This is a genomic window from Actinomadura rugatobispora (genome assembly GCF_042656285.1).
In the GTDB taxonomy this organism is placed as follows: Bacteria; Actinomycetota; Actinomycetes; order Streptosporangiales; family Streptosporangiaceae; genus Spirillospora; species Spirillospora rugatobispora.
This window is the reverse complement of the sequence record NZ_JBHSON010000045.1, coordinates 20,762-32,869: the sequence shown is the minus strand read 5'-3', so window position 1 is coordinate 32,869 and position 12,108 is coordinate 20,762. Positions and strand designations below refer to the sequence as shown.

Annotated in this window: 12 protein-coding genes; 5 read left to right on the top strand and 7 right to left on the bottom strand. The window is 75.3% G+C overall.

Going from position 1 to position 12,108, the window contains the following annotated elements; all coding sequences use genetic code 11:
- Positions 1–90: 90 nt before the first annotated feature.
- A complete protein-coding gene (locus ACFPZN_RS29325) occupies positions 91–1,209 on the top strand; it encodes a TetR/AcrR family transcriptional regulator (RefSeq protein WP_378285471.1) in 1,119 nt (372 codons plus the stop codon).
- Positions 1,210–1,289: 80 nt separating this feature from the next.
- Entirely contained in the window at positions 1,290–1,586 is a 297-nt protein-coding gene (locus ACFPZN_RS29320) for a DUF1905 domain-containing protein (RefSeq protein WP_378285470.1), read from the top strand.
- Here ACFPZN_RS29320 and ACFPZN_RS29315 read toward each other — a convergent pair.
- The 3 genes from ACFPZN_RS29315 to ACFPZN_RS29305 are packed head-to-tail and all read right to left on the bottom strand — an operon-like array spanning position 1,583 to position 3,924.
- A complete protein-coding gene (locus tag ACFPZN_RS29315; protein ID WP_378285469.1) occupies positions 1,583–2,377 on the bottom strand; it encodes a DUF4097 family beta strand repeat-containing protein in 795 nt (264 codons plus the stop codon). The two genes, ACFPZN_RS29320 and ACFPZN_RS29315, sit on opposite strands and share 4 nt — an antisense overlap.
- Complete coding sequence (locus tag ACFPZN_RS29310) at positions 2,377–2,946, bottom strand: hypothetical protein (RefSeq protein WP_378285468.1); 570 nt, start codon at positions 2,944–2,946, stop codon at positions 2,377–2,379. Before ACFPZN_RS29310 ends, ACFPZN_RS29315 begins: the two co-directional genes overlap by 1 nt.
- A gap of 27 nt (positions 2,947–2,973) precedes the next feature.
- Positions 2,974–3,924 (bottom strand): alpha/beta hydrolase fold domain-containing protein, encoded by a 951-nt coding sequence (locus ACFPZN_RS29305; protein WP_378285467.1) that lies wholly within the window; start codon positions 3,922–3,924, stop codon positions 2,974–2,976.
- A 209-nt stretch (positions 3,925–4,133) separates the two neighbouring features.
- Here ACFPZN_RS29305 and ACFPZN_RS29300 point away from each other — a divergent pair, with 209 nt between their 5' ends.
- The gene (locus ACFPZN_RS29300) at positions 4,134–4,850 is read left to right on the top strand and encodes a hypothetical protein (protein WP_378285466.1); all 717 of its coding nucleotides are present in this window, start codon (positions 4,134–4,136) and stop codon (positions 4,848–4,850) included.
- Positions 4,851–4,859: 9 nt separating this feature from the next.
- Here ACFPZN_RS29300 and dacB read toward each other — a convergent pair whose 3' ends face one another.
- A complete protein-coding gene (gene dacB, locus ACFPZN_RS29295) occupies positions 4,860–6,434 on the bottom strand; it encodes a D-alanyl-D-alanine carboxypeptidase/D-alanyl-D-alanine endopeptidase (protein WP_378285465.1) in 1,575 nt (524 codons plus the stop codon).
- Positions 6,435–6,651: 217 nt separating this feature from the next.
- Between dacB and ACFPZN_RS29290 the strand changes: the two genes are divergently transcribed.
- The gene (locus tag ACFPZN_RS29290) at positions 6,652–7,446 is read left to right on the top strand and encodes an SAM-dependent methyltransferase (protein ID WP_378285464.1); all 795 of its coding nucleotides are present in this window, start codon (positions 6,652–6,654) and stop codon (positions 7,444–7,446) included.
- Between the two features lie 299 nt (positions 7,447–7,745).
- On the opposite strand, the gene ACFPZN_RS29285 is transcribed toward ACFPZN_RS29290, so the two are convergent.
- Positions 7,746–8,549, bottom strand: coding sequence for an alpha/beta fold hydrolase (locus ACFPZN_RS29285; RefSeq protein WP_378285463.1), 804 nt, complete (start codon positions 8,547–8,549; stop codon positions 7,746–7,748).
- On the bottom strand, positions 8,539–10,074 hold the full coding sequence (locus ACFPZN_RS29280) for an MFS transporter (protein WP_378285462.1): 1,536 nt from the start codon (positions 10,072–10,074) through the stop codon (positions 8,539–8,541). The genes ACFPZN_RS29285 and ACFPZN_RS29280 overlap by 11 nt, the downstream gene beginning before the upstream one ends.
- A 92-nt stretch (positions 10,075–10,166) precedes the next feature.
- Here ACFPZN_RS29280 and ACFPZN_RS29275 point away from each other — a divergent pair, with 92 nt between their 5' ends.
- The gene (locus tag ACFPZN_RS29275; protein WP_378285461.1) at positions 10,167–10,766 is read left to right on the top strand and encodes a TetR/AcrR family transcriptional regulator; all 600 of its coding nucleotides are present in this window, start codon (positions 10,167–10,169) and stop codon (positions 10,764–10,766) included.
- 15 nt (positions 10,767–10,781) lie between these two features.
- Here the strand turns inward: ACFPZN_RS29275 and ACFPZN_RS29270 are convergent, their stop codons facing one another.
- On the bottom strand, positions 10,782–11,969 hold the full coding sequence (locus ACFPZN_RS29270) for an aminotransferase class I/II-fold pyridoxal phosphate-dependent enzyme (protein WP_378285460.1): 1,188 nt from the start codon (positions 11,967–11,969) through the stop codon (positions 10,782–10,784).
- Positions 11,970–12,108: the final 139 nt, after the last annotated feature.

Sequence of the window (12,108 nt, the reverse complement as noted above, 5' to 3'; positions counted from 1 at the left end):
CAGATGTGCAGAACAGATGATGACATCATCTGAATGCCGACGGTATCTTGCTTGCGGACGGACGGCAACGCGAGCGGAACGGGGAGGCCGATGGCCCGGCTCACGAGGGCGGAGACGCAGCGCCGCAACCGGGCGCGCGTCCTGGAGGCGGCCCGGGAGGAGTTCGCCGAGCGCGGCTACCGCGACGCCAAGATCGACGCCATCGCGGAGCGGGCCGAGCTCACCCGGGGCGCGGTCTACTCCAACTTCCCCGGCAAGCGGGCGCTGTACTTCGCCGTGCTGGCCGACCTCGCCGACCGCGAGCCCGCGCCGCCGCCCGGCCCCGGCGGCACGGCCGGCGACGCGCTCGCCGCGTTCGCCCGGGCCTGGGTCGCCCGGCTGCCGCTGGCCACCGACCAGCGCCACGGCGCGGCCCGGCTCGGCATGGACGTGCTCCCCGAGATCATCGCAGACGAGCGGCTCCGCAAGCCGTTCGCGCAGCTGATGAAGCTGGAGGCCGTCCTGCTCGGGCTCTGCCTGGAACGCCTTGGGCCGCCCGTCCCGCAGCACCTCCCCGGCGGCAGGATGGTGCGGACGGCCGAGACCGCGCTCACCACCCTGCAGGGCGCCGCCCAGCTGGCCGCGGCCGCGCCCGGCTTCGTCGAGCCGTTCGACATCGTCGGCGCCTGCCGGCGGCTCGCCGACCTGGAGACCGACGACCGCTGGCCGGTGCCGCCGATCGTCGCCAGAACCCGCCCGGCCGCCGACCCGTGGTCACCGCCGCCGCCCGCGACCGACGCCTTCCGCGGCGATCCGGTGCCGTTCACCGGCGACGGGGTGGTCGCGGTGCTGGGCCTGCACCGGCTGGCCGCCGCCGAGGAGGCCGTGCGGGCCGCGCCGCCGGGGGCCGAGGTCACCGCCGTCCTGGTCACCGGCGCCCCGGACGAGCTGGCACCGCTGGTCCGGCTCGTCCTGGCCGAAATGCGGGTGTGCCTGCGCCAGGCCGTGCCGGAGGAGGCGTGGCCGCGCCTGCGGATCGTCGTGGACGAGACGGGCGCGACGGCGGCCGCGGCCGGGGTGACGGCCGTCAGCGACGCCACCGAGACCGCGGTGCGGATCGAGTCGGGCCGGATCGTCGCCCGCGCCGAGGGCTTCGGCGCCTGCCACGCCGCCGCGACCTGGGGCCGCGAGGCCGCCGACAGGACCGCGGCCGGCCGGGAAAGCCGCTGACCCGCCCGCGATGAGTTTCGCCGGCCCGTCCGGTCCACCCCTGTGACATCGTTCCACCCGAGCGGGAGAAGAGGCAGGCCATGGGACGGCAGGAGACCAGCGGCACCGAGCTGGACAAGCGATTCACCGCGACCTTGGTCACCAGCCCGAACGAGGGCGGCTGGACCTACGTCGTGATGCCCGGGTCCGCCGAGTACTTCGGGACGCGGGGGCTGGTCAAGGTCCGCGGGACCATCGACGGGCATCCGTTCCGGAGTTCGTTCATGGCGCTGGGCGACGGCACGCACAAGCTGCCGGTCAAGGCCGACGTGCGCCGGGCGATCGGCAAGGGCACCGGTGACACCGTCACCGTCCACCTCTTGGAACGGCTGAGCTAGGCGCGGTGGATGCGGATGTCGCCGTAGGAGGTGCGGGCCCGGATCTCGACGGTCTCCTCCGACCCGCCCGGGCCTTCGGCGGCCTCCAGGCGCGAGGTCACCCTGCCGTACGCCGACACCGCGTCCACCCAGGCCGCGGTGCCCTCGCGGACGCCGACCTCCAGATCGCCGCCGGCGGTCTCCAGCAGGATCGACCCGCGGACCACCTCCCCGATCCTGATCCGGCCGTAGGCGGTCCTGGCGGAGAGGCCCGCCAGGGCGCGGTCGACGGAGAAGTCGCCGTAGGCGGTCTGGAGCCGCAGGTCGCCGCCGGCCGTGCCGACCGTGACCCCGCCGTTGGACGACTTGACCACCGCCGTCCCGTCGATCTCGCCGATCCGGACGTCGCCGTTGGCGGTGGTCACCTCGGACGGGCCGCCCAGCGCGTCGGCCGTGATGTGGCCGGAGGAGGTGTCGAGCCTGGACGCGCCGAGGCGGCCCTGGCAGCGCAGGTCCGCCATCCCGGCCCTGATGTCGACGCGCGAGCCGGACGGGAGCCGGACGGTGACGTCGACCGACCCGCCCGTCCCGAAGAACCGCCAGGCCCGTGTCTTGGGGGAGCGGATCGACAGCGCGCCGCCGGTGAACTCGACCCGGGTCTGCGCGGCGGCGTCCACGTCGGTGTCGCGGCCCCCGTCGGAGGGGCGCACCTCGACGACCGTGTCGGCGCGGTCGCCGGCCTCGATGATGACGTCACCGGCCGTGAGCTGGACGGAGGCGAGGATCGGCGCGGGGGTGGCGAAGACCGGCACTAGCGCACCCAGCCGGTGTAGCGCTGCCCGCCGAGGGGGCCGCTCGTGTGGCCCGAGCCCGAGCCGGTGCCGGGCGGGCGGCGCCGGTCGCGGTCCCGGCCCGCCGGTTCGAGCGCGGCGGTGACCGCCCGGACGAGCCAGGCGTTCACCGACAGCCCCTCCCGGCCCGCCGCCTCCTCGATCCGCGGCTTGAGATGGTCGGGGACGCGCAGGGTGATGCGCGAGGTGCCGCCGTCGTCGGCCTCCGGGGCGGGTGGGGGAGCGGCGGCCGGGGGCGGCTGGGCGGCCGCGGCGGCGGCGTCCTCGCGGCCGGGCGCCGGGCCGGCCGGCGGTGGCGTCACGACGAAGCCGGGGTCGAGCCCGCGCAGCCGGACCTCGACCGAGCCGGGCGCCAGCTCCCGGGTGATCTCGTCCGTGGCGTCGGACAGCGCCTTGAGCAGCGCCAGCCGGGCCGCCGACTCCAGCGTCGCGGTCAGCCGCCCGGCGAGGTCGCGGACGTCCTGCCCCCCGGCCGCCGCGGCGGTCTCGAGCTCCCGGCGCAGATGGTCGACATACGGCGTGAGATCCATGACGTCATTATGGCGTCAACCCCCGGGTCAGCGCGTCGCGGGCTCGGGGAGGCGCAGCGCCTTCCGCACGAACCGCTCGATGGTCTCCCAGGTCGGCGGGGGCGCGTCCGCGACGACCCCGTCCCGGCCGTCCTCGGTCCACCGGACGGTCTGCCCCGCGGCCCGCGCCGGGTCGGTGACGTAGGGGTGCTCGTGCCCGACCCCGGGGAGGGAGTGGAACGTGGCGCGCCCGCCCGCCCTCCTGACCGCCTCGAACAGCAGGGCGCTCTGGTTCTCCGGCACGAGCGGGTCGGCCTGCCCGTGCAGGAGCAGTAGCGGGGGCGTGCCGCGCGCCGCGTACCGGGTCGGATCGGCGCGCCGCACCTCGTCCGGGTGCTCCTGGACGGGAGCGCCGACCAGCCGCGACTCCGGCGAGCGTGGGTCGTTGTGGCCGTCGGTGGTGCGCATCATGGCGTTGAACCGCTCGCGTGCGCCGGGCGGCATGTGCTCGTCCATGCGGAGGAAGTCGGTGGGGCCGTAGAAGTCGACCGCGGCCTGGACGCGGCTGGAGGGGCCTCGCACCCCGACCTCGCCCTCCAGTTCGGGCATGCCGGAGGTGACGGCCGCCATCGCCGCGACCCAGCCGCCCGAGGAGTTCCCCATGATGGCGAAGCGCTCCGGGTCGAGGCCGAAGCGGTCCGCGCCCGCGCGCAGGAAGCGGACGGCCGCCTTCACGTCGTGCAGCTGCGCCGGGAACCGCGCCTGCGAGCTGGAGCGGACGCTGACCCCGGCGACCGCGAACCCGGCCGCGGTGAAGTGGCGGGCGGCCTCCTCCGCCCCGGCCTTGCCGTCGTCGCTCAGCCACGCCGACCCCGACGACCAGATCACCAGGGGCCGCGGCGCCCCGGGAACGGCCCGCTCCTCCGGGAGATAGAGGTCCAGCAGGTGGCCGCGGCCGCCCGCGGGATCCGCCTCCGCGTACGCCACATCCTTGATCACGCGCGCTCCTCCGCCCGGCCCGCGCCCGGCGGCGCGTCCGCGGCCGGGCATCCACGCGAACCTCCCATGACGGCGGCCCTCCGGCCCGGCCGCCTTCCGCCCAGCGGAAGGCTCGCGCGGAGACCGTCGCTCCCTGCGCGCCACTAGCATGAGCGGTTCCGTCCATCCGGGCATTGGCGACAACCCGAAGGAACGTGATGATCTGGTCGATGTCGATGAGCACGCGCTGGGCCGAGGTCGACTGCGACTTCGGCGTCTGGCTGCTGCTGCCCCGCGAGATCCCCCCGGACCTGTGGCCGGACGACCTGTCCTGGGCGATGGACCAGGCGCAGGCCGTCTGGGACGACTCCGGGCTGCGCCACCGCCGCAGGGACGTCAAGAACCTGGTCACGCTCCTGCTGAACTACCGCTCCTTCATGGCCGGGCGGGCGTGGAGCCACATGGCCTACCTGCACATGCCCGACCCGCGGATGGAGCCGCTGGCCGCGTCCGTGAGCGTGTGGCGCGCCCAGGGCGAACGCGACGACGCGCTGCGCTTCTACACCGGCGCAGACCTCCCCGGCACGGACGGGCCGCCGGAGGTTGCGGAGTTCCCCACCGAACACCTGGGCGCGGGGCTCCGGGCCATGTCGCGGCCCGCGACGCTGCGGCCGTCGGCCGACGCGGAGGAGGCGTCCGCCACCGTGCTGAGCTACGCCTGGCGGGTGGAGGACGACACCGACGTGAGCCTGTTCCTGCTGTCGCCCGACGCCGCCCGCCTGCGCGAGGCCGTCCCGGACGTGGACGCCTTCGCCCGGGGCATCCGCGTCGTCCCGGATCCGGAGGGGGAGGGCGCCGCCGACGAGGAGGAGGACGAGGTCCTCATCGAGGCGCCCTCCTACCTGCACGTGCTCGACCGCATGGAAGAGCTCACCGGCGAGGGCTGACGCCCGCGGTCAGCAGGTCATCGTCCAGGAGCATTCGAGTTCGGGACCGCTCGACGGCGCCCGGCGCGGGGTGACGGTCCGCTCGGCGGCCTCGGGCCCGCCCGCCAGCCGGACGGCGAACCTGTCCTCGATGTCCTTGGGCGCGGCACCGCCCGAGTAGCCGTTGAGCACGAGCGAGAAGATCAGCCGCCGTCCCGACGGGTCGCGCACGTAGCCCGACAGCGCCGTCACGCCCGTCAGCGTTCCGGTCTTGGCGCGCACGTTGCCGGCCGCCGGGGTGCCCGCCATCCGCTTGGCCAGCGTTCCGCCGACCATCGGATCCGGGTCGCCCGCGACCGGCAGCGCCCGGTGCCAGGCGGGGAACCAGTCCTTGGACCGCGCGTTCGCCAGGAGGGCGGCGATGTCGCGGGGCGTGGTCCGGTTGGAGCGGGAGAGGCCGGAGCCGTCGGTCAAGTCCGTCCGCGCGGGGGAGACGCCCTGGCCGGCCAGGTACTTCTCGATGACCGGGAGCCCGGCCCGCCAGCTTCCCTCGCCCTTGGCCTTGCGGCCGATCGCCTTCACCAGGATCTCGGCGATGACGTTGTTGCTCAGCTTGAGGAACGGGGCCGTCAGCTGCGAGAGCGGCATCGAGTCGCGGGCGGCCAGCGCGGCGGCGCCGCGCGGCGTCCGACCGCGCGAGGTCGTGCCCGCGACGCTGACGCCGTGCCTGCGCAGCGCGTCGCGGAACACGTCGGCCGCGTACAGGGCGGGCTCCTCGACCGTGCGCAGCAGCTCGGCGGGAGCGCCGCCGCTCGGGTGCGAGCCGGTCACCACGATGGTGTTGGCCCCGGCGGGGCGGTCGACCGTCAGCGTGGAGGGGGAGCCCGCGGCGCCGGTCGTGGCCCGGTTGTCCACCTTCACCACGCCGGTGGGCGGGTCCAGCGCCACCGTGACCGGCCTGCCCGCGGCGCCCGGCGCGACCGTCACCTTGACCGAGCCGGCGTTGAAGCGGTCGTCGGGCGAGATGGTCAGCGCGGAGATCTGGGCGGCGTAGGCGTAGGGGAAGTCCCCGGGCTCCCAGCCGGGCGCGGTGCGCTGGGAGTCGAACCAGGCGTCGTCGGCGACGAGGTCGCCGGTGACCCGGGTCACGCCGCGTCCGGCGACGCGGGCGGCCAGCCGGTCGTAGTCGGCGGCGCGCATGGTGGCGTCGCCGGTGCCCTTGAGGTAGAGGTCCCCCTTGATCGTGGAACCGGCCTTCTTGGACGCGTACACCCCGGTGCGGAACCGGTAGCCCGGCCCCAGCAGCGCGAGCGCCGCGGCGGAGGTGTGGAGCTTCTGGTTGGACGCGGGCATCAGCGGCGCCGCGGCGTCCCGCTCGTACCGGACCTCGCCGGTCCGCACGTCCCGCACCAGGGCGCCGACGCCGGCGCCCTTGAGCCGCTCGTCGGCCAGGATGGCGTCCAGGTCCGCCTTCAGATCGCCCGCCCGCGCGGCGGTGGGCTCGGCCACTGTGGAATCGGCGCTGGAGGCGAACGCGGTCACCGCGACCACCGCCGAGGCCACCAGGGTCGCGAGCGCACCGCCCGCCGAACGACGCAGCATCATGGCCCAAGACTGTAGAGGCGTGTGTTGCCCCGGGGAGGGAGGAGACGCGAAGAGTCCGCGCCTCGTTACGGCTTTCTCACTTCGCCCGGACCCTGCCCGATCCCCGCGCCCTGGCAAGGTTGGTGTGGAAATCTGGTGCGGCCCGGCCGCGGCGCCGGGCCACGGGCGCGTCCCCCCACGCGCGCCCGACCCCCTCGCTCCCCTGCTGGAGGTCACCGTGACCAGCGACGACGAGCCGCGGGCGGACATCGACGCCACCGTCCCTCAGTCGGCCCGCATCTGGAACTACTGGCTCGGCGGCCGGAACAACTACGCCGTCGACCGCGCCGCCGGCGACGAGGTCCTGCGCGTCTACCCGGAGATGCCCGACGCGGCTCGCGCCGCCCGCCACTTCATCGCCCGCGTCGTCCGCCATCTGGTGGGCGGCGCCGGTATCCGGCAGTTCCTGGACGTCGGCACCGGCCTGCCCACCGTCGACAACACCCATGAGATCGCGCAGCGCGAGGCGGCCGACTGCAAGATCGTCTACGTCGACAACGACCCCCTGGTGCTGGCGCACGCCCGCGCCCTGCTGACCAGCTCGCCCGAGGGCGCCACCGTCTACGTCGACGCCGACCTGCACGACCCCCGCACGATCCTGCGCGAGGCCGGGCGGACGCTCGACCTCGGCCGCCCCACCGCGCTGATGCTGATGGGCATCCTCGGGCACATCGACTACGGCACCGCGCGGGCGATCGTCCCGGAGCTGATGGCGGGGCTCCCCTCCGGCAGCCATCTGGCGATCTACGACTTCACCGACACCAGCGCGGGGGTCAAGGAGGCCGAGCGCCTCTACGAGGAGAGCGGCACGCTGCCCTACCATCCGCGCCCGCTGGAGCAGATCGCCGGGCTCTTCGAGGGCCTGGAACTCCTGTCCCCCGGTGTGGTGGAGGTGTCCCGGTGGCGGCCCGACCCCTCGCCGTTCCCTCGGGTCGAGGTGGACGTGGCCGGAGGCGTCGCCCGCAAGCCCTGACGCCCGCGCCGGCGGCCTCAGCGGCGGGCGTGCGCGGCGTCCAGCGGCAGGCCGGCCCACCGGCAGACGCCCCGCGTGAGCACCTCGGCCGCCTCGTCGAACAGCACGACGCGACCGCGTGCCGTCCCATCAGCCGGGTGCGGACGAGCGGGCCCTCGGCGTCGCGCCACCGGTCGGGCAGCCAGGAGTACCCCTCGCTCAGGAGGGCGAGCGTGCTGTCGGTCACCGGTCGTCTCCGAAAGTCCATTGGCCGCGCATGCCCTCGCCGCCGACGCGCAAACGCGGGCCCCGTCGTGCGGCTACGGCGTGGCGAGCGTGCCGAGGAACTCGCGGACGGCGCCGGCGAACGCCACCGGGTCGTCGTCGTGCGGCCAGTGCCCGCAGCCGGGAAGCTCGCGCAGGACGGTGCCGGGCCGCCGCCCGGCCATCTCCCGGACCATCGACGTGGGCAGCACGAAGCTGTCGGGCCCGTGCACGAGCAGGGCGGGGCAGGTGGAGCCGAGCCAGTCGGGCCACCAGTCGCCGACCAGCGCCTCCTGCGACTCCACCATGGCGTCGTGGTCGAACAGGAACCCCCAGCCGTCGTCGCGTTCGACGGCGCTCTCCAGGAAGTAGCCCGCGTCGGGGATGCCGTGGGCCTCGACCTGGCGGCGCAGCTCGTCCAGGGTGGGGGCGCGGCGGGGCCAGGGGCGGACGTCCAGGACCGGGTGGGGGATCTCGGGGCGCCGGTTGAGCGCGCCGCCCTCCTCGTTCACCAGGGCCCGGACGAGAGCGGGGTGGCGTGCCGCGAGCCGGAAGCCGAGGACGCCGCCCATGGAGTGCCCGACGACGACAACCGGGCCCAGGCCGAGCCCGCGGACGAACGCGGCGACGTCCTCCAAATAGTCGTCGGGAGCGTAGCCGTCGGCGTGGTTGCTGTGCCCGTGCCCGCGCAACTCGAGCGCGATGACGCGGTGGGCGGGGGCGAGCGCGGCGGCCAGCGGCGCGAACATCCGGGCCCGCCCGAAGTGGCCGTGCAGGGCCAGGACGGGCGTCCCCGTCCCGCCGAAGTCGATGTAGGCCAGGCGCAGCCCGCGCACATCGGCGTGGGATTCAACGGTCATCGTCGTTCCTTCCTTTCCCGGGTGGGATCGCGGTGATGGCGGCGGCGGCGAGCGCGACGGCGGCGGCGACCAGCGCGGCACGGCCGAACCCCTCGGTGAACGCCTCGCGCGCGGTGGCGGCGAGCCGTTCGCCGGCGGGCCCGCCCAGTGCCCGCGCCGCCGCCGTGACGCCCGAGATCGACTCGCTGGGGGAGGCGTGCGCGCCGGGCGGCAGCGCGCGTGTCACCGGCTCCAGGCGGCGGGCCAGATGCCCGGCCAGGACGCTGCCGAGGACGGCGACGCCAAGGCTGCCGCCGAGTTTGAAGGCGGTCTCGTTCAGCGCGGCGGCGGAGCCGGCGCGGTCCCCGGCAGCCGCGGCCATGACGGCGGTGCTCGCCGTGGTGACGGTCGCGGCGTTGCCCGCCGCGAGCAGGGCGAGCGCCACCAGCAGCGGCCCATCCTGGCCGGAGCGCGCGGCGGCGGACGCCAGCGCGAGGCCGAGGGCGGTGACGGCCAGGCCGCCCGCCATCGTCCGGCGGAGGCCGAACCGGGCGGCCAGGCGCGGGGTGAGCGGGACCATGCCGAGCTGCCCGCCGGCGAGCGGCAGGAGCAGCAGCGCGGTCGCGGACGGCGAGTGGCCGCGCACGTCCTGGAAGTACTGCGTGACCAGGAACAGCGTGCCCATCAGGCAGAAGAACCCGGTGGCGGCGGCGGTCAGGGCGGTCCAGGCCGGTGGTGCCGCGCGCTCGCCGGCCGGGGGCCGTTCCAGCAGCGGCTGCGCGGCGGTCCGCCGCCGCAGCGCGACCCCGGCCAGCACGGCCGCGCCCGCGAGACCGGCGGCCGGGGGCGGGACGGCGGCGGGCGGCCCGTGCCCCGGCGCCTCGATGACGGCGTAGACCAGGGCCACGAAGCCGCCGGAGAGCAGCAGCGTGCCGGGAACGTCCAGCGGGCGCGGCGCCCCGGCCCGGGAGGCGGGGACGACGAGCGCGACGGCGGTGGCGGCGCCCGCCACGGCCGCGACGTTGGCCAGGAACAGCGAGCGCCACCCGGCGTGCTCGACCAGCAGCCCGCCGGTCAGCGGGCCCAGCACCACGCCGAGGCTCGCCACCCCCGCCCACGCGGCCATGGCCCGGGGCAGCGCGTCGCGCGGGAACACCTCCCGCACGATCGACAGCGTGGCCGGCATGATCATCGCGTTGCCCGCGCCGAGCAGCGCGCGGGCGGCGACGAGCTGGCCCGGCGACCGGGAGAGGGCGGCCAGCAGCGAGGCCGCGGCGAACACCGCCAGCCCGCCGAGCAGGATCCGGCGGCGCCCGTACCGGTCGGCCAGCGCGCCCATCGCCATCAGCAGCGACGCCAGCGCCAGCACGGTGGACTCGGTGATCCACTGCAGCTGGCCGGTGGTGGCGCGCAGGTCGCGGGCGATGGCGGGCAGCGCCACGGTCACCGCCATCACGCTGACGCTCATGACCAGCAGCGCGGCGCAGAGCGCGGCCAGGATCGCGCGGCGGCGCGGATGGCCCGCGGAAAGGTCGGGGGAGGGCATGGCGGATTACCATAACGACTGTTTTGCGATTTGCATAACGGTCGTCATGTTCTTAGGGTGGGCCCGTCCCGACGACCGTGAGGAGGGCCGCCATGGCCAGGCCCGCGGACCCCGCGCGGCGCACCGAGCTGCTCGACGCGATCGTCGACTACCTCGCCGAGAACGGCATCGCCCAGCTGTCCCTGCGCCCTCTCGCCAAGGCCCTCGGGCACAGCACCTACGTGCTCACCCACCACTTCTCGACCAAGGACGACCTCATCACCGCCGTCCTCGCCCACATCGACCGGAGGCAGAAGGGCAGGCTGCGCGCGCTGCCCGGATGGGACGAGGGCCGCGGCCTGGGCGCGGTGATCCGGGCCTCCTGGGAGTGGCACCTCGCCGAGGACCTGCCGCTGACCCGGCTGCTGCACGAGATCGAGGGGCTGTCGGCCGCCGGGCGGCTCAGCGGGCCGTACGTGCCCACGATGCTGGGCGACCGCGCAGGGTTCGTGGCCGAGGCGCTGCGCGACCACGGCGTCCCCGAGGAGGTGGCCCGCCGGAACGCCACCCTCCTCAACGCCGCCTACGCCGGGCTGCAGATCGACTACCTCACCACCGGCGACCGCGAACGCGTGGAGGAGGCCCTGGACGACCTCGTCGCGCTCGCCGACGCCTGGACACGCGGAGGCGAACCGGCGGATCCGCCCGGCTGAACCGGCGCCCGGGGGTCAGCCGATCAGGTTCAGTCGGCGGCCCGCGGCGGCGAAGGCGTCCAGGATCCGCTCCACCTGCGCGCCGGTGTGGCTCGCCGTGACGGCGACGCGGATCAGGGCGTGCCCCTCCGGCACCCCTGGAGGGATCATCGCGTTGGTGAACACGCCCTCCTCGAACAGCTCCCGCCACAGCCGCAGGCACGCGAAGGTCTCGCCCACGTGCACCGGGATCGTCGGGGTGCCGTCCCGGCCCGCGGCGAACCCGAGCGCGGCCAGCTCCGAGCCCACCCGCTCGGCGGTCGCCAGCACGCGCCGGCGGCGCCCGGGCTCGGTGCGGATGATGTCCAGCGCGGCCAGCGCCGCGGCGGCGGACGGCGCGGGCAGCGACGCCGAGAAGATCGCCGCGCGGGAGTGGTGCCGCAGGTAGCGGATGACCGGCTCGGGCCCGGTCACCGCGCCGCCGACCGTCCCGAAGCACTTGGAGAAGGTCAGGGTGTGCAGGTCGACCGCCGACCCCTGCCCGTAGTGCTCGGCGGCGCCGCGCCCGCCGGGGCCGAGCACGCCGATGTCGTGCGCCCCGTCCAGGACGACCCGCGCGCCGTGCTGCGCGGCGAGCTTGCTGATTCCGGGCAGGTCGCACAGGTCACCGGTGGTGGAGAACATGCCCTCGGTGAGGATGATGAGCCCGGCCCCGGGGTCGGCGGCCTCCAGCAGCCGGCCCAGATGCCCCATGTCGTTGTGGCGGAACCGGCGCAGCCGGGCCTGCCCGAGCCGGGCCGCGTCGATCAGCGAGGCGTGGATGTACCGGTCGGCCAGCAGCGCGTCGCGCGGGCCCAGCAGCGGGCAGAGCGCCAGGTTGGCCTGGAAGCCGGTCGGGGTCACCAGCGCCGCCTCGTGCCCGAGGAACGCGGCGAGCTCCGCCTCGAGCTCCTCGTGCAGCGCGAGCGTGCCGTTGGTCAGCCGCGAGCCCGACGTCCCCGTGCCGAACCGGCCCAGCGCCTCGGCCGCCGCCGCCGTCGTGCGCGGGTCGGTGGAGAGGGCCAGATAGTCGTTGGAGCCCGCCATCAGCATCGGCCGCCCGCCGATGCGGACCTCGTTCGGACCGGCGCGCTCGTCGATCCGGTGGTAGTACGGATTGAGGCCCATGCCGGTGACGATGTCGTACTCGCGCCAGGAATGGCACTTGTCGAAGGCGTCCACCACGTTGCCGCGTCCCCTCTCCCGTGACCACGCACTGTGATCGGCCGAATCTGGATGATCTCCGAGCGGCCGGGGCGGGGCGAGCGTCCCTCCTGGTGGTTGCGTTCTATTGATCGACTTTTGGTCGACGGTGCGCGACGGA